Below are 17,671 nucleotides of genomic sequence, written 5' to 3' on the forward strand. Positions count from 1 at the left end.
TGATAGGAGTCTCCAAAACTTTTGGTGGGAGTTCGATTCTCTCATCCCCTGCTGATAATAAGCGTCAGAAAACTTGAATTTACAAGGTTTCTGGCGCTTTTATTTATATAAGAAAAGTTGACTTAGCCGTACGGCTTATTGTATAATCAGAACTATACAAAATTAGCCGTACGGCTTATTTGCAAAGCGTATATATATAATTTAGCCGTACGGCCATATGATGCGTATGAAGTTATGTGTTGATAATTTGATATAGAAAGACGAGGAATATGTATGAAAATAATAGATTCAAAATCTTTGGGTGAGGCAATCAGAATAAGAAGAAAAGAACTGAAATATACTCAGGCTTATATAGCAGAATTTACAGGATTTAGTGTAAGTTTTATTTCGGATTTGGAAAGAGGTAAGGCTACAGCAGAAATCGGAAAGGCAATTATAATTATCAATTTACTGGGAATGGATATTCTCGTAGAAAAGAGAGGTTAGAATATGAGAAATTTGGGGGTTTGGATAGAGATTGGTGGATTGCAGACATATGTTGGCCGTATAATTGGAGAAAATGAAGAAGATGCTAGATTTTCATATGCAGAAGAGTATCTATCTGGTAACATAGCCAGACCGGTATCAATACATTTGCCATTATCTGAAAACGCATTTTCCGTTGATGATACAAGGAATTTTTTTGAAGGTTTGTTACCTGAGGGATTTACCAGAAGATGTGTGGCTGGGTTATTGCATACAGACGCAAATAATTATCTGTCATTATTAGCTGGGTTAGGTAATGAGTGTCTGGGAGCAATAAAAATTACAGATGAGAATAACGAAGTAGTAAATGCAGATTATCAGAAATTGACAATTGATGAGGTTAGTCAGTTGGCAAGAGAAGGAGCAATGGAGACTGCGGAGTTAGTCACAAAGTCACATTTGTCACTTGCGGGAGCATCTGGAAAGGTTGGGTTATATTATGATGAAAATAATAAAGATTGGTATTTACCAAAAGGGGCAGCGCCAAGTACACATATAGTAAAGCAAAGTCATGTAAGGCTTGACGGAATAGTTACAAATGAGCAGTTGTGTATGATGACGGCAGGAAATATGGGAATAGAGATTCCTGAAAGTTTTATAGTCAATGTCGGTGATGGCAGAGATGAGGAAGTTCTGTTAGCAACTAAAAGATATGATCGTGCAATAAAGGACGGATTAAAAAAAATCAACGGGTTAAATGTTCCGTACAGGTTACATCAGGAAGATTTTTCTCAGGCGATGGGAATTTCGGCGCATAACAAATATGAGAGTGATAATGCCGGATATTTAAAAATGATGTTTGAGATCATAAGACAGAAATCGTTCAACCCGATAGCAGATCAATTGAAAATGTGGGATATATGTATATTTAATTACTTAATAGGCAATACAGATAATCATATCAAAAATGTTTCATTGCTTTATGATGAAGAGTTGAAAACAGTACGTTTGGCACCGGCATATGACATATTGAGTACTGTGATATATACAAGCAGTACCAGAGATATGGCATTTAGTATTGGAAATGAGTATGATATCGAAAAGATCACCAGAGATTCATTTAGAAGAGAAGCGGCTAATATTGGACTAGGAGAGCAAATGGCCATGAAGCGGTTCGATTATTTGGCAAATGCGTTTCCGTATGCGTTGAATAAAGCATGTGATGAATTACTGGGCAAAGGATTTAACAAGGCGATTGATATTTATGAGAGAATTAGGGACAAGAGGAGAGAGTTTATTTCATGAGAAATATAAGGTCGATGTCTAATTTAAGGGGTTGATAGATATAAAAATAGACAGTATAGCGGATAATTTTATATGCATGGATAAATAGCGAATAGAAGGGTTTTGTGCATCCTTTGAGCCGGGAGTTACCATGATATGGGAGATTCCAAAGACGTAAAAAGAGAGAACTCGCTTTTATCAGGACAAATTGCCAGAGCTTTTAGAGAGCAGGGTTACGGCTGTTTTTGTAGTGTCAGATTTTTATGCGCTTGAGTTTATGCGGTTCTTACAGGGAAAGAACATAAAAACTCCAAAGGATATCCAGATCATTGGATTTGATGACAATATGGCAAGCAGAGAAAGTAATCCTGCACTTACGACGATTCATCAGGATGCATCCCTCAGGGCAAAGACTGCTATAGAATGCATTGAGGCAATGCGCGATGGTGCGGTTGTTGTAAACACAGGGCTGAATTATTTATTGATACTTGGAGGAGAAATCATAAGAAGTGGAGGCAACATAAAAATCATCATGATCATTGATGTTGTTGGCACATGGTGTATCGGAATTCCACTGTGTTTGCTCGCAGCATATGTATTTAAATGGGGAATTATAGGCGTGTACACATTGCTCACCACAGAAGAGATATTCAGATTAGCCGTATCGCTGGCTATTTTTAGAAAGCGCAAATGGATGATCAGTTTGTCATAGAGTTATGCTATGATAAATAACAAAGCGGGTGTAGTAGTATTGCTCCTCGGTAAATTCTTATTTTCTGTGTGAAGGAGAATATATATTGAGAGTTATATCTAAAGATGAAGCAATCATTTTATGGGATAAATTAAATAGTGAATTTAAGTTTAAGCCGGGAACAGACATCACTGGCGAATGGATTATAATACCAGGCGATACAAAAAAGTATCATAAAGCAACTCCCTGGAGTGAAGAACAAGAGAAGATAATCAATTCTATTTTGAGGGAACTAGGACTGGAAAAAATGTATGCCTTAGACTGGAATCATGATTGTTTTGAATTCTCACCAATGGAAGATATTTCTATGAATTATAACTATTATGATCTTGATAGACAATGTCAAGTGTATTTTCCAACATATTATCCGGATGGAGATTATTATTTTTTTATTGATAGCACATGGAATTGTGGAATCTTCGGTCATCCCTGGCGAAATGAAATTATAGTAACGGGAAAAGAATTGATTAAAAGGTTTGAAAAAAACAAGGGAAGATTAGGACTTTAATGATATGGAATTAAGACTATTACGCTATTTTCTGACAGTAGCAAGGGAACAGAGCTTTACAAAAGCAGCAGAACAATTGCATATTACTCAGCCAAAAAAGAGTTTATAAAAAAGGAAGATCTCATAGGAAAACCATTGATCCTGCCCGAAAGAGGAAATGTTCAAAGTGAACTTGCCAATTGGTTTGGAAAAGACTCCATACTCTCTGGCGGTCAGTAAGATGATAGAAGAAATAAATGCTTTTCAGGCATAGGAGAGAATTTAATTGACAAGACTCTTGAATTTTATCCAGGTGGTAGGGGATGAAATACCAGTTATTGACAAAAAGTTATATATGATATAGTATAGCAACAATTAAAAAGAGCTTGTCTCGGCATGTAAGAAGACTATAGATTTTGCTGTTTCTGAACATAACAGTTTTATCTATAGTCTTTTTATTGCGCAACAGGAGGTTGTATGAGTAAAAGAGAGTGGATAAAGAAGATATCTGTTATAATAATTGGTTCAGTCATTGCCGCATATGGTATAACCCTGGCATTGTATGCTGGATTTGGTGGTGCGACGCTTGCGGTATTATGGCAGGGAATATCCGGTACGTTTCATGTGAGTATCGGGGCAGCGTCGTTTATCGTGGCGGTGATTATGATCTTGTTTGTTCTTATATATGACAGATCGCAGATACATATAGGAACGATACTTTACCAGATCGTTTACAGCTTGTGTGTTGATCTGTTTGCGCAAATGTATGTCTACAGCAAATACATGTGGCTCAATATGTTGATCATGCTCGTCGGAATTGTGCTGTTTGCGGTGGGAACAGGACTGTATGCGGCAGCAGACCTTGGGCGTGGTTCGTACGAGGCTGTGACATTTGCGCTTGCTGAGAAGAATCACTGGCAGGTGAAGAAAGTCAGAATGATACTTGATGCTACCATGGTTGTGATAGGTGTGATTCTTGGGGGAAAGTTTGGTGTGTGTACGGTTGTTACTGTGATTGTATCGGGGCCGATAATTCAGGGGACTGTTGGGAAGACGAAGAAGGTTATAAAGCTATAAGAATAGAATGATTTCAGACTGTATAAAGTATTTGATAAGAGAGAAATCATATAGTACATAGAGTGATAATTACATATGTAAGTTTTAAAGCATCAGGAAACTGGTGCTTTTTAGTGTTGAATAATGTACGAAATATAGCTGGTGAAAAGGTGCTCGCTTCTAAGAATCTGTTGATTGAAAGTATTTGTTTGATAGAATATAATTAAAATGTGTTTTATACATTTTTAGAGGGAAAAAAACATGAAGTACTTGACTTCGGCAGAATGTGCAGAACGATTGAAACAGAAAAAATGATAGATCCGAGTAAGGTGAGAAAGCCTGATCAGAAAAAAATAATTAACTTCGGAGGATATACACAATGGATAACGCAAGTATTAAGAAACTGGAAGCAGATTTGTGGGAGTCTGCGGATCTCCTGCGTGCTGGATCAAAGCTTACATCGAATCAGTATTGCATGCCCGTATTGGGACTGTTGTTTTTAAGATATGCGTATAGCAGATATAAAATGGTTGAGAAAGAGATATTAAAGGATAGGCCGGTAAGGAATGGGCGTAAGATGCCAGTGGAGGCAAGTGATTTTATAGCTAAGAGTGCATTGTTCCTTCCTGAAATGGCACAATTTGATTATCTGGTAAATCTTCCTGAAAATGTTGCTTCATTGGGATTATTAAATTTATCTGGACAGACTATGGGAAGCCTGGGAGAAGTGGTAAATAATGCAATGGAGCTTGTGGAGCAGCAGAGTGACCAGCTTACAGGGGTTCTTCCTAAAAGTTATACCGATTTCTCAGATGAACTTCTTGGTGAACTGCTTAGAATCTTTAATAACAATGCCTTGGATGAAGTAGGTGGAGATGTAATTGGACGCATCTATGAGTACTTCCTGAATAAATTTGCCAAAAACATCGCATCTGATGATGGAGTATTTTTTACACCTAAGTCATTGGTAAAAATGATTGTAAATATTCTGGAACCAAAGGGGGGAGTCTTGTTGGATCCTGCTTGCGGATCCGGTGGTATGTTTGTGCAGACTGGTGATTTTGTAAATGAGACAGGACTACAGGCTAATAAGAGCATGACATTTTACGGTCAGGAGAAGGTAGAATACAATGCACAGCTTTGCCTGATGAATATGGCGGTTCATGGACTTACTGGTGTAATCAAATCCGGTGATGAGGCTAACACTTTCTATCACGATGCCCATCATCTGGAGGGTAAGTGTAATTATGTTATGGCGAATCCACCATTCAATGTGGATAAGGTAAAGGCAGAAACAGCAGCAAATGCTGGAAGACTGCCTTTTGGAGTACCAAAGGAAAATAAGAATAAGGAAATCGGAAATGCAAATTATCTTTGGATATCTTATTTCTATGCATATCTGAATGAAAAAGGTCGTGCAGGATTCGTTATGGCCTCTTCTGCAACCGACAGTCAGGGAAGTGATAAGGACATTCGCGAAAAATTGGTAAAGACAGGCAATGTTGATGTGATGGTTTCTGTTGGCAATAACTTCTTTTACACGAAGAGCCTGCCATGTTCTCTATGGTTCTTTGATAAAGGAAAGAACGAAAAATTGAAGGGTAATGTTCTGTTTATAGATGCAAGAAATTATTATACCGTAGTAGACCGTACTTTGAATGAGTGGACGGAGTGGCAGTTGAAGAATCTGAATGCAATAGTATGGCTGTATCGTGGAGAAACGGACAAGTATACAGCTTTATTACGGGAATACAGAAAAATATTGGGACAGACAAATTCTTTTGAAGAAGCACTTAATCTTTTGAAGAATGAATTAAAGGATTTACAAAAACGAGAAAAACTTGAAGTAGAACAGGCAGATAGGAAGGATAAGAAAAGAATTCAGTCTGAATATGATGAAATGATAGCTGCTAAAACTGCTGAAATTACTGTTGCTAAGGAAGCAGCATGGCTTTATGAGAAGTTTGGCGAAGGGGAATATAGAGACATCCTTGGGCTTTGCAAAGTGGCAAGTTTGACTGAAATAGAAGATAAAGGGTGGTCTCTTACTCCTGGTGCATATGTAGGTGTAGCCCCGGCTGAGGATGATGGTGTTGACTTTGAGGAAAGAATGGTAGAAATCCATCGGGAATTATTATCATTGCAGGCTGAATCAAATGATTTGATGGATACCATCTCAAAGAATATGAAGGAGATGGGGTTATGATGTATAGCACAATAAGATTTGGAGATTTGTATGCTGTTGACTCACGAAATGGTTTATCAAAACCAATTAAAATTCGTGGTTCTGGTTATAAAATGATAAATATGGGAGAATTGTTTGCTAATGACCGTATTTATGATATTCCGATGGAGCTTGTTCCTTTGAAAGATTCTGAAAAAAATAATGCTAAAGTTGAAGTGGGGGATTTACTGTTTGCACGTCAGTCGCTTGTTTTTGAAGGGGCAGGTAAGTGTAGCATTGTAATGGAAGTATCACCTTTAACGGTATTTGAGTCTCATTTGATACGTGTAAGATTGAAAGACAATGTTAATCCAGTGTTTTATTATTATTACTTCAGGTCAACATTATCTCCTATGAAATCAATAGTAAGTCAGTGTGCTCAAGCTGGGATTCGTGGAAGAGATTTGCAGGAATTAAATGTATTATTTCCGCCAAAAAATGTACAGGATAAAATAGCAAATATATTGAAAAAATATGATGAACTTATAGAGAATAATAATAAACAGATAAAACTTCTAGAAGAGGCAGCACAGCGCCTATACAAGGAATGGTTTGTCGATTTGAGATTTCCTGGATATGAGCAGACAGAAATTATTGATGGAATTCCAAAAGACTGGGAGAAGAAATTAATTGGTGATATTATTGGAAAAATTTCACGTACTAAACAAATAAAAACTTCTGATTATTTAGCGGAAGGGGCGATTCCTGTTGTTGATCAAAGTCGCGATTTTATTGCAGGGTATACAAATGATGAGGATTCAGTAGTTAATTTGGGGATACCTATAATTGTATTTGGTGACCATACAAGAATTTTGAAATACATACAATTTCCATTTGCTAAAGGTGCTGATGGAACTCAGCTAATTATTAGTGACAAGGATAATATGCCACAATCATTGCTATATTTATCATTGAAGGCAGTTGATTTATCAAATTACCATTATGCTAGACATTTTAAGTATTTAAAAGCAGAAATTATATTGATTCCAACAAAAGAAATAGGCGATAAATTCGATAGAATAGTGTCACCAATGCTTAGTCGGATTCAAAAGTTGAGAGATATATGTAATAAATCTTCACAAGCGCGTGACGGTTTATTGCCAAAACTTTTGGGTGGAGAAATCGAGGTGTAACTTATGGGAGTCGTTTCATTTGAAATATCAATACCATTGGATCCAGATGGATTTATTGAGATGGAGTGTGATTATTGTAAAAATAGATTTATGTTGCATCATCAAATATATGAAAGTGAAGATAATATAAATTTCTTTTGTCCTATTTGTGGTTTGCCGAATAGAACAAATACCTTCTTTGTACCGGAAGTATTAGAGAAGGCTCAGCAAATTGCATTAAATTATATGTATGATGAAATAGATAGGACATTAGGTAAAAGTTTAAAACAATTCAATAAAAATGGATTAGTAAAAATGACCATGAAGACGCCTAAGAGGAAAATAGAGAAAGAACTCTATGCTCCTTCAGAAGATTATGTTCAATGTGAAAAGGGATGCTGTGGTTTGAAGGTTAAAGTGAAAAATATTGATAAAGAGATAGGAATATATTGTCCTGTTTGCGGAAGGAGCTGATTGCTAGTGACTAGAAAAGAATTACAAAAAATCTCATTACAATATAGAACCCTAGCTTCTCAAATGCTAAAAATTAATTCTCAAAAAGAAATGTATTGTATTCAACAGTTTTTTGATTTTATAAATGAGACAACATTTTTGATGTCATATATAGAAGAGTGCATTACAGAGGAGTATGATTTTAAAAGCATATTTGAAGAAAAAGAATGGCGATGTATATTAGATTTACCTTCAAATCAGAAAGAATTAATTAGTTATGGATTTCAATTAATTAAGTACATTCTTGATGGTCCCAAACAGTTAATTGGATTATGTGTGGGTTATACGAGTAGCAATAAGTTTTCTGACAACATTGAGGCATTTATGCGAAAAAGTATAGAACCATTTGTTGTGGCAGTTAGAACTTATATAGAATTAAATTTTATAGATGCAGATGATGCAAATGCAAATATAGACAATACAGACAAAAACGTCTTTTTGTCTTATTGTCAGAAAGATAAAGACATAGCGGATAGCATTGACGAAAAGATTGGCATGCTTATTGAAGGAAAGGCTACATTATCAAGAGACATTAGGGATGTTGAATATCATGAAAGCTTTAAAAAGTTTATGCAGTCAATAGAAAAGCATGATTACGTAATCTCAATAATAAGTGATAATTATCTAAAATCAAGAAATTGCATGTATGAAATGTTAGAGGTTGTAAAGGATAGCAATTTTAGTCAAAGATTACTTTTTATTATATTGACTAATGAAGATGCAAAGTATTATAAAGTTGTTCCTATTCAAGATATTGGTGCAGATGTTTATTCTGTTTCGGGACAAGCAAAGTATTTGAAGTTTTGGAGCCAGGTGGATAAAAAACTTGATAGTGAAATAGAAGAGATAGGTAATTCAATTTATGCAATTAATCAGATTAAAGAAAAGAAGATTATTCAGAAAATATTATTAGATTTACCGGATTTTCTAGAGTTTTTAAGAGATAATAAGGGCTTATCACTAACGGAACATTTGGAAAAAGGTTTCGCTGACATGATTTCATTTATGGAATTATAGTGTTAATTTGATGGGGAGGTGATGCTATGAGCTACGATTACTCAGAAAACATATTAGTGCAGGAGAGTGCAGGTCATCTACTTGCTGATGAACTAGGCTGGAAGGTAGAGTTCGCTTATAATCAGGAAATCCTTGGGGCAAAGGGAACTTTGGGAAGAAACTCCTACAAGGATGTTCTTTTGGTGCGTTATTTTCAGCAAGCTCTTCGTACGCTTAATCCATGGATTACAGATTCTCAAGTTATAGAAGCTCAGAATACTTTCGAAAAGCATCTTTCCTCCGCATCATTGATGCAGATTAATGAAGAAAAATATGCTTATCTACGGGATGGAATTCCTGTTACAGAGAAGAAACCAAATGGTCAGACAGAAGAAAAGCGGGCCATGATTATTGATTTTAGTCATCCAAATGATATGGAGAGGAACCACTTCCTTGCAGTTAAAGAAATGAAAATTCATGGTGACCTTTATCGCCGCCGTACAGACATTGTGGGCTTTGTAAATGGTATTCCCCTTCTTTTTATTGAATTAAAAAAGAACTCTGTGAATGTCCAGAATGCGTATACAGATAATTATACAGATTATCTGGACACTATCCCACAGTTATTTTATTATAATGCATTCCTGATGTTATCAAATGGAGTGGAAGCAAAGGTTGGTACATTGGGTAGTAAGTATGAATTCTTTCATGAGTGGAAGAGACTCTCCGAGCAAGAGCAGGGGAGTGTAGCCTTGGAAACTATGCTGCGGGGAATCTGTAAGAAAGAGAATTTCCTTGATCTGCTAGAGAACTTTATTCTTTTTGATCATTCTGGAGGAAAAACAGTCAAAATCCTTGCAAGGAACCACCAATATCTTGGAGTTAACGAAGCAGTCAAGGCTTATGAGGCACGTAAGTTGAATAATGGTAAACTTGGTGTGTTTTGGCATACGCAAGGCTCTGGTAAGAGTTATTCTATGGTTTTCTTGTCACAGAAGATTCGCAGAAAGTTTGCAGGTTCTCCTACTATTGTTGTTCTTACGGATCGTGAAGAGTTGAATTCACAGATTTCGGATACTTTTGAAAACTGTGGATTATTGGGCAAAACTAAGGCATCTAAGTTTATAGCGACAAGCGGAGAGGATCTAATCAATAAGCTGAAGGGAAATCCGAGCTTTATTTTTACTTTGATACAGAAATTTAATAAAAAGGTGGACGAGCCAATCATTCCGGATCATGACATTATTATCATGTCTGATGAAGCCCATAGGAGTCAGTATGGAGTTTTTGCCGATAATATGGTGAGATTGCTGCCTACTGCTTCTAGAATTGGATTTACTGGCACACCGCTTCTTTCCAATGACAATATTACGGAGAGAACCTTTGGTGGATATATTTCAATTTATGACTTCAAACGTGCTGTAGAAGATAAGGCAACAGTTCCTCTATATTATGAAAATAGGGGAGAAAAGATTTTGGATATCCATAATCCGGATATTACGGACAAGATTCTTGATGCTATTGAGGCTGCGGATCTTGATCCGGAGCAGGAAGAGAAGCTGGAGCATGAATTTGAAAAGGAAATACATTTGCTTACTGCTGAGCCGAGACTTGAGTCTATAGCTAAGGATTTTGTGTCACACTACTCTGATTTGTGGACCAGTGGTAAAGCTATGTTTGTCTGCTTGAATAAAGTTACTTGTGTGCGCATGTATGATCTTGTGCAGAAATATTGGCAGGACGATATCAAGGCTTTAGAAAAGCAGATACAGGCCGCATCGCAGCAGGAGGTTCAGGAACTGGAGAGAAAACTTAAATGGATGAAGGAGACGGAGATGGCGGTTGTTATCTCGCAGGAACAGAATGAGATTAAAACATTCAAAAAGTGGAATCTGGATATCAAGTATCATCGTGAGAAGATGGAAAAACGTGAGTTGGATAAAGAATTCAAGGACAAAGACAATCCGCTGAGAGTTGTATTTGTTTGTGCAATGTGGCTTACCGGTTTTGATGTGAAGTGTTTGTCATGTTTGTATCTGGACAAGCCGCTCAAGGCACATACTCTTATGCAGACGATTGCCCGCGCAAACCGTGTGGCAGAAGGGAAGAGCAATGGACTTATTATTGATTACATAGGCATTGTTAAAGCCTTAAGAAAGGCACTTGCTGATTATACCGCTAATGTAGGTGGAGGAAGTACTGACCCGACAATTGACAAGTGTGAATTGATAGAAAGAGTGCTTGAGACAATTTCAGCGGCTATTGAATTTCTGGATTCCAAAGATTTTGACTTGGATGATCTAGTGTATGCAAAGGATTTTGTAAAACTCTCCTTATTGCAGACAGCCGCTAATGCGGTATCAGAATCTAGGGAAACCAAGAAGCAGTTTATGACATATGGAAACGAACTTAACCGCATGATGAAATATCTGGATCGTGCAGATATTTCCAAGGCAGACTGTGAAAGAAAGGATGCAATTATTGCTATTGTTGATGAATTAAAGAAAAAGAAGAAGCATGTTGATAATACAGATTTAATGGTTCAGATTAACGGAATCTTAGGAGATTATATAATGATTGAAAGAACACCGTATGATCGTGGACTTGCAAAGCGTTTTGATATCAGCAAAATTGATTTTGATCTTTTGCGTAAGGAATTTGCCAAGATTAAAAAGAAGAATCTAGCATTAATGGACTTAGATGAATTGATTCAAGCAAGGCTGGATGCTATGATAAGGGAGAATCCTCGTAGGGTGGATTATTACATAAGGTATCAGCAGATTATTGATGAATATAATTCTGAGCAGGATAGAGCTAATATAGAAAAGACATTTATGGAACTGATGGATCTTGCAAGTTCCATGAATGAAGAGGAACAGCGCTATGTTCGTGAAGGCTTCAGCAGCGATGAAGAACTCTCCATGTATGATATGCTTTTTGATGAGAATCTATCCAAAGATGATATTAAAAAAATTAAGAAGGTTGCTGTAGAATTACTGGATAAGATTAAGACGAAAATTGCAGAGTTGGATCACTGGACAGACAAGCAGGAGACAAAGGCAGAGGTAGACATGCTGATTGGAAAGGTTCTGTGGGAAGAACTGCCGGAGAGTTATTCAGATCAGCGAATATTTGAATATCGAAAGCTGATATTTGAGTATGTGTTTATGAAATATAAGCAGGTGGCGTAAACAAAATATTTAGTAGAAACGGATTGGAGAGAGGCAAAATGTTTTTAAAAGAAGTATATATAAAGAATTTTAGAAGTATAAAAGAATGTAAGGTTTCATTAGATGATTTTACAGTCTTTATAGGGGAAAATAACGCAGGAAAAACTACGATTTTAGATGCAATAAGAATTGGTTTAAATAAGGCAATTAACAGGCACTCTTTTGATGAATATGATTTTCATATGGATGATAATATAAATTCACCAAAAGAATCTGATGGAATTAAGATTATTTACCATTTTGAGGAGAAGGATGAGGGCGAATGGGATGGTTATATTTCTGATACATTTATGGATGTCATTCAATATCTAAAAGGAAGTACTGATAAGGCATCTGTACTAATTGAAGTTAATGCAATTTTTAATGATGTAACAGGTGATATAGAAACCAAGACTATTTTTCTGAATCAAAATTACGAAGAGATAACAGGAAAATCTCAGAATATTGTTGGTAAATTTTTGCAGTTAACACCTGTATTTTATCTTCAAGCATTGAGGGATATTAAAGATACATTTAGTTCAAAATCTCCTTTGTGGGGAAGATTTATGAAAAAAGTATCGATTTCCAAAGAAGACTTAGAAGAATTACAGAACCAAATATCTGGCTTGAATAATGACATTATTACAAAAGATGAGAATCTAAAAGAATTGGTTAATGAGTTGGATAAAATTCAGAATGTGATGGATTTTCAAGGCGAAGATATTGTTTCTATTGATGCGGTTCCGCTAAAGACTTGGGATTTATTATCTAAGGCTCAGGTTGTAATAAATAATGGAAGTACAAGCTATAACTTTCCAATTGATAAACATGGACAGGGAACTCAAAGTGTTGCAGCAATTTTATTATTTAAGGCTTATGTAAAAATACTTCTAAACAAAATGAGTAGAGAAGAAGCAGAAGCTATATTGACATTAGAAGAACCAGAAGCACATTTACATCCTCAGGCAGTTAGGTCACTTCATAAGTCGATAAATGAAATTGAATGTCAAAAGATTATTACAACGCATTCCCCATATTTTATTCAGAATATGGATTTGAAGAATCTGAGGTATATACGAAAGGAAAATGGAGAAACAAAAGTTGCTAAGATTTTTGATCAATATGTCTTTTCAGTAAGGGATATTCCTGAAGGGCTAATTTGTTTAAGCTTAAGATTTCCAAATGTTATCGAGGTTGATGATAATTTAAATATAGTTACGATAAAAGATCCAATCAATAGATGTTTGGAAGGGGCTATTAGGGGTTGTTGCCATCCGTCCGATGAGACAATAGATGCTGTAATTGATAATGCTTATAGGATATTCAATATGGCTGAAATATGTAATTTAAACACTTATGTTCAACGTAGCCGAGGAGAAATATTGTTTGCTAGAAAATGGTTACTATATGAAGGACAATCAGAGGATGTTATATTGCCATACTTTGCAAAAATATTAGGAAAGGATTTTGATGCAAGTGGTGTGAGTGGGATTGTTTATAGGAGTAATGGATCGGCTGGATCGTTTGCAAAGTTAGCAAAAGTTCTTTCGATCCCTTGGGTTATGTTAGCGGATAATGATGAACAGGGAAGAAATACTGTTGGTGAAGTACGAAATTGCGGATATTCTGAGGATGTTATTAGTTCACAGGTTCTATTAAACAGTACAACTGATTTTGAAAATGAATTAGCTACTTCGGAACGCATTTTTACTGATTATGAAAGCATTGTTGCTGAGGAAATTACTCAAGATATTATAGAGTTAAAGAATTCTGGGAATGTCGATGAGTACAAAAAGGAAATTGTGAAACTTGTGCAAAAAGGTAAAGTTGTAAATGCATACAAATTGTTGGATTTTTGGAGTGGTAATGCGTTAAGTGCAGATGACATACCAGAAGTTTACGTAAATGCTATATTGGGGGTATGTGAGTGATGGCAGAGAAGAAATATACAGAGTCTCAAAAAATGGCTATTGAGTGGAATGATGGACCAGTAATAGTCTTGGCAGGACCTGGATCAGGAAAAACTGCTGTGTTGACAGAGAGAATAAAGAGAATTTTATTGAACAGTCAGGATCAGAGTTTTAGAGTTTTGGCATTAACTTTTACAAATAAAGCAGCTGCAGAAATGAGTGAAAGAATACTAGATGGAAATCAAGAAAATGACCATCGTTTATTTATAGGAACTTTTCATTCATTTTGCTCAGAAGTACTTCGAAACCATGGTACTTATGTTGGTATAAATTCGAATTTTGAAATATACAGTTCGGATGATGACATAAATGATATTATTTCTGATCTTCAGTTGAAATATAATGAGGAGAACGGAGATACTATACCCGATAATATTAATGTTGGGAAAGCAATAAAGTATTTTGAAAAACATTTATGTATCAGCGATGGAGATTTAGATGTAGTGATGCCAAAGACAGCATATGCCCGCGAATATAAATGGTTTTATCATAAATATATAGAGTATATGTTGGCTAACAATGTGTTAGATTTTGATATGTTAATACTTATGACATTCCGGCTGTTTAAGGAAAACCCTGGTATCGCTAAAATATATGCTAGAACATATAAATATATCAATATCGATGAATTTCAAGATACAAACTATGGTCAATACATGCTTATAAAATGCATGTGTGGGGCTAAAAATAATAATTTATTTATCGTTGCAGATGATGATCAGGTTATTTATGGATGGAACGGAGCAAGCCATAAAAGAATCACAGAGTTTAGGGAAGATTATAATGCTGAATTGATTCAGCTCAATCAAAATTTCAGATGTCCTAAGGAAGTTATATTGGCAGCAAATAAGTTGATAGCACATAATTTCTCTAGAACTGTGTCAAAAAAACCATTGGAATCAATGAAAGTACTTCCGGAAGAAAAACATGTTTTTGTGAATTCCTTTGATGATTATACAGAGGAAATGGCATTCGTTGCTGGGTTGACAAAAAAGATCCATGAGGAAAATCCTGACGATTCAATATGTGTTATTGCAAGAAATAATAGACTTTTAGAAACGGCATTTGAAGAAGCAGAAAAAGCTGGCGTTGAGTGTAAAAAGTCTAAACGTAAGACAGACTTCGAAACACCTTACGTACTCTCACTTTATTTATTACTCAAATTAGCAAATCATAGGAATGATATTAAGGTATTAAAGCAGATAATTGCTATTTTTGAACAAGCTTTATTAATATCTATTAATTTGGAAGAAGTGCTTACTAATGCCGAATTGTCTAATCAAGATTATATGAGTGCTTTATCCGAAGAGATAAAAGGTAAACTTGGTGATGATAATTTTGAAAAGAGCTTTGAATTAGAGTTGTCTGAAGGAAAGAATTTCATTTCATTCATTCAGAAAGCATTTGATTGGTCAGAAAATAGAATTGATCAAATAGAGGATGAGTCTCATAAGGAGCAGGCGAAGCAAGAATTTTTGATTGAAAAAAAGATATGGACTGATTTTGAGAGACATCTTAGCTATAATTACGATCTAGATGAAATAACCGTAGCAACGTATATGCAGGAATTTGCGATGATTTCGAAAGAATCAGAGCCAGCAAAAGATGCAGTTCAGTTTTTAACTATTCATGCCTCAAAGGGAAAAGAATTTGATCATGTTATTTTGATAGGAATGGTGAATGATGAACTGCCATCATTTCAAAGTATGAAAAAAGGGATTAATAGTGTTGAAATGGAGGAGGAACGTAGAAATTGCTTTGTAGCAATTACAAGAACTCAGAAAAAATTGTATTTAACATATTCGGCTAAATATTATGGATGGAGAAAGAATCCTTCCCTGTTTTTAAATGAAATGTTCTCTTAAATAATATCTGTTTTATCCCTTAAGAACTAAAGGCGCACTTCTATACCTATCTATTGGCAGGTATTGGTGCGCCTTTTCTTATGCGAAAAGGAATTGCGGAAATTTTCACGGACAAGCCTTCGAATTGTGATTATTTTTTCTTCTGCCACGGCCGTTGCTCCTTACTGTCTTGTATAAATCTGAGTAGCGTTGCAAGGATATCGGTAAAAGTTTTGAATTCATAAGGATTCATTTTCGTAAAGTTAATTTTGAAAAGTTTAATGTACATAATCATCTGTGATGCTCGATAATTTAGTTGCCGTTGTAAAGGCAAAAACTCATAAAGCTATAAATTCTCCTTCCTATATTCATTTGGCGTAATCCCATAATGCCTGTGAAACAGCTCACAGAAATAGCTTGTACCAGAAAAGCCACAGGCATAAGCCACATCAGTCACGGGCGAAGAAGAGTTTCTAAGCATAGCACATCCTTTTTCAAGGCGATAGTTGTTTAGGTATTGCATGGGCGATACTGACAGATATCTCTGGAAAAGGGATGTGCATTTGGTTTTGCAACAGTTTCCAGCACTTGAGATATCTTTGAGCAGCAGCTTGCCCGGATAGTTCTTCTGGATGAATCCGATCATGGCGGTGAGTGACAGGAGGTCATCTGAATTTTCTACATTCTTATTCTGCGTGTCCATGTTCTCCGACAGCAGTTCCATGATATGGGCAAATTTTTCGATGACGGAGAAAGGTCTTAACACGTCATGGCTGGTATCGTAAATTGTCTGTATATCCCCAAGAATCATGTTCTGCCATAAAATGGCGGGAGTAAGTTTCTGGTAAGGATATCCGGTATTGCCGGTGAGAGGCTCCAGATAGTTCTTGGTAAAATAGTCATTTGCGGACAGGAGAGATAGAGACATTCTCAGGCAGATGAAATGGCAGTCAGCATGTGCATCTGAGTAGCCGTAGTGCAGACATCTGCTGTTGACAAAGACGCCTTCCCCAGTCTGCATGTCAATGCTCTGTCCATTTATGTCATATGTAATCTGTCCATCCATCATCATAATAAACTCAACGTTGTCATGCCAGTGGCTGACACCTCTGTAGTCTGGATAGAGCGATAGCTGTTCCATTCTTATGTAGGCTGGAAATTGCAGAAGCTGAACTTCATGGATCGCTCGGATTTCGACGGCATATCAGAGGTCGTAAAGGAGCTGTTTGGCAAGTCTGATGGAGCCTGTGTCACCCCACCATTTTACTGCGATTACGGTTCATATATAGAAGTGGGCAAGAACTTCTTTGCAAATTATAACTGTACAATCCTTGATGTTGCAAATGTGACCATAGGTGACAATTGTTTCATGGCGCCAAATGTAGCGATATACACAGCAGGTCATCCGATATATCCTGATGTGCGCGGTGCTATGTGGAAGTATGGCAAGGAAGTGACCATTGGGGACAACGTGTGGATAGGCGGCAACACTGTGATCTGCCCTGGCGTGAATATTGGAAGTAACGTCATAATCGGTGCAGGAAGTGTTGTTACAAAGGATATCCCTGATTGGGCAGTTGCAGCGGGAAATCCATGTAAGGTGCTTCGCATGATCACAGAGGATGACAAGAGAAGACTTTTCCGCGATGAGGAGATAGACGATGAAGCCTGGGCTGAGATCTGCCAGAAGCTGGGCTGGTAATATTTAATGAAACTATCTTCGTATTGATTTTATAATATTGCGTATAAGTGGATAGAAA

General features: G+C 36.3%; 14 protein-coding genes and 2 pseudogenes. 15 read left to right on the forward strand and 1 reads right to left on the reverse strand.

From position 1 onward, the window contains the following. The first annotated feature begins 273 nt into the window (after nucleotides 1-273). The 14 genes and pseudogenes from DW025_RS14435 (at nucleotide 274) to DW025_RS14500 (ending at nucleotide 15,932) form a co-directional block, all read left to right on the forward strand. Nucleotides 274-486, forward strand: a complete 213-nt coding sequence (locus DW025_RS14435; RefSeq protein ID WP_117551401.1) for a helix-turn-helix domain-containing protein — start codon at nucleotides 274-276, stop codon at nucleotides 484-486. A 3-nt stretch (nucleotides 487-489) separates the two neighbouring features. After that, nucleotides 490-1,770, forward strand: a complete 1,281-nt coding sequence (locus DW025_RS14440; RefSeq protein WP_118758609.1) for a type II toxin-antitoxin system HipA family toxin — start codon at nucleotides 490-492, stop codon at nucleotides 1,768-1,770. Nucleotides 1,771-1,957: 187 nt separating this feature from the next. Beyond that, nucleotides 1,958-2,461 (forward strand): substrate-binding domain-containing protein, encoded by a 504-nt coding sequence (locus DW025_RS15250; protein ID WP_279221689.1) that lies wholly within the window; start codon nucleotides 1,958-1,960, stop codon nucleotides 2,459-2,461. Between the two features lie 85 nt (nucleotides 2,462-2,546). Then, nucleotides 2,547-3,008 carry a DUF2716 domain-containing protein gene (locus DW025_RS14455; protein ID WP_165854803.1) on the forward strand — a complete coding sequence of 154 codons (462 nt, stop codon included), beginning with the start codon at nucleotides 2,547-2,549 and terminating at the stop codon, nucleotides 3,006-3,008. A 4-nt stretch (nucleotides 3,009-3,012) separates the two neighbouring features. Then, nucleotides 3,013-3,111 (forward strand): annotated as a pseudogene (locus tag DW025_RS15510) (LysR family transcriptional regulator); the annotation flags it as partial. Further along, nucleotides 3,099-3,203: pseudogene (locus DW025_RS15580) on the forward strand (LysR family transcriptional regulator); the annotation flags it as partial. The pseudogenes DW025_RS15510 and DW025_RS15580, both read left to right, overlap by 13 nt. Before the next feature lie 261 nt (nucleotides 3,204-3,464). Continuing rightward, on the forward strand, nucleotides 3,465-4,064 hold the full coding sequence (locus DW025_RS14465) for a YczE/YyaS/YitT family protein (protein WP_120000468.1): 600 nt from the start codon (nucleotides 3,465-3,467) through the stop codon (nucleotides 4,062-4,064). A gap of 358 nt (nucleotides 4,065-4,422) precedes the next feature. Next, on the forward strand, nucleotides 4,423-6,249 hold the full coding sequence (locus tag DW025_RS14470) for a class I SAM-dependent DNA methyltransferase (RefSeq protein ID WP_120000470.1): 1,827 nt from the start codon (nucleotides 4,423-4,425) through the stop codon (nucleotides 6,247-6,249). Then, on the forward strand, nucleotides 6,246-7,400 hold the full coding sequence (locus DW025_RS14475; protein WP_120000472.1) for a restriction endonuclease subunit S: 1,155 nt from the start codon (nucleotides 6,246-6,248) through the stop codon (nucleotides 7,398-7,400). Before DW025_RS14470 ends, DW025_RS14475 begins: the two co-directional genes overlap by 4 nt. Nucleotides 7,401-7,403: 3 nt before the next feature. Next, nucleotides 7,404-7,853, forward strand: coding sequence for a hypothetical protein (locus DW025_RS14480; protein WP_120000474.1), 450 nt, complete (start codon nucleotides 7,404-7,406; stop codon nucleotides 7,851-7,853). A 6-nt stretch (nucleotides 7,854-7,859) separates the two neighbouring features. Continuing rightward, nucleotides 7,860-8,909 (forward strand): toll/interleukin-1 receptor domain-containing protein, encoded by a 1,050-nt coding sequence (locus tag DW025_RS14485; protein WP_120000509.1) that lies wholly within the window; start codon nucleotides 7,860-7,862, stop codon nucleotides 8,907-8,909. Between the two features lie 26 nt (nucleotides 8,910-8,935). Beyond that, nucleotides 8,936-12,079: a type I restriction endonuclease subunit R gene (locus DW025_RS14490; RefSeq protein WP_120000476.1), complete on the forward strand. Its 3,144-nt coding sequence runs from the start codon at nucleotides 8,936-8,938 to the stop codon at nucleotides 12,077-12,079. 38 nt (nucleotides 12,080-12,117) lie between these two features. Beyond that, complete coding sequence (locus DW025_RS14495) at nucleotides 12,118-14,028, forward strand: ATP-dependent nuclease (RefSeq protein WP_120000478.1); 1,911 nt, start codon at nucleotides 12,118-12,120, stop codon at nucleotides 14,026-14,028. After that, the gene (locus DW025_RS14500) at nucleotides 14,028-15,932 is read left to right on the forward strand and encodes an ATP-dependent helicase (RefSeq protein WP_120000480.1); all 1,905 of its coding nucleotides are present in this window, start codon (nucleotides 14,028-14,030) and stop codon (nucleotides 15,930-15,932) included. Before DW025_RS14495 ends, DW025_RS14500 begins: the two co-directional genes overlap by 1 nt. Nucleotides 15,933-16,257: 325 nt before the next feature. On the opposite strand, the gene DW025_RS14510 is transcribed toward DW025_RS14500, so the two are convergent. Further along, the gene (locus DW025_RS14510) at nucleotides 16,258-17,052 is read right to left on the reverse strand and encodes an AraC family transcriptional regulator (RefSeq protein ID WP_120000484.1); all 795 of its coding nucleotides are present in this window, start codon (nucleotides 17,050-17,052) and stop codon (nucleotides 16,258-16,260) included. Nucleotides 17,053-17,070: 18 nt separating this feature from the next. Between DW025_RS14510 and DW025_RS14515 the strand changes: the two genes are divergently transcribed. Next, a complete protein-coding gene (locus DW025_RS14515; protein WP_330522191.1) occupies nucleotides 17,071-17,613 on the forward strand; it encodes a sugar O-acetyltransferase in 543 nt (180 codons plus the stop codon). Nucleotides 17,614-17,671 lie beyond the last annotated feature (58 nt).

Source organism: Coprococcus sp. AF38-1, assembly GCF_003603945.1.
Classification (GTDB): domain Bacteria; phylum Bacillota; class Clostridia; order Lachnospirales; family Lachnospiraceae; genus Coprococcus; species Coprococcus aceti.

What these genes read in the sequence shown, in the direction of transcription:
- DW025_RS14495 (WP_120000478.1), top strand. Translation starts at nt 12,118, where the DNA reads ATGTTTTTAAAAGAAGTATATATAAAGAATTTTAGAAGTATAAAAGAA.
- DW025_RS14440 (WP_118758609.1), top strand. Translation starts at nt 490, where the DNA reads ATGAGAAATTTGGGGGTTTGGATAGAGATTGGTGGATTGCAGACATAT.
- DW025_RS14480 (WP_120000474.1), top strand. Translation starts at nt 7,404, where the DNA reads ATGGGAGTCGTTTCATTTGAAATATCAATACCATTGGATCCAGATGGA.
- DW025_RS14490 (WP_120000476.1), top strand. Translation starts at nt 8,936, where the DNA reads ATGAGCTACGATTACTCAGAAAACATATTAGTGCAGGAGAGTGCAGGT.
- DW025_RS14475 (WP_120000472.1), top strand. Translation starts at nt 6,246, where the DNA reads ATGATGTATAGCACAATAAGATTTGGAGATTTGTATGCTGTTGACTCA.
- DW025_RS14510 (WP_120000484.1), bottom strand. Translation starts at nt 17,052, where the DNA reads ATGGAACAGCTATCGCTCTATCCAGACTACAGAGGTGTCAGCCACTGG.
- DW025_RS14465 (WP_120000468.1), top strand. Translation starts at nt 3,465, where the DNA reads ATGAGTAAAAGAGAGTGGATAAAGAAGATATCTGTTATAATAATTGGT.
- DW025_RS14500 (WP_120000480.1), top strand. Translation starts at nt 14,028, where the DNA reads ATGGCAGAGAAGAAATATACAGAGTCTCAAAAAATGGCTATTGAGTGG.
- DW025_RS14470 (WP_120000470.1), top strand. Translation starts at nt 4,423, where the DNA reads ATGGATAACGCAAGTATTAAGAAACTGGAAGCAGATTTGTGGGAGTCT.
- DW025_RS14435 (WP_117551401.1), top strand. Translation starts at nt 274, where the DNA reads ATGAAAATAATAGATTCAAAATCTTTGGGTGAGGCAATCAGAATAAGA.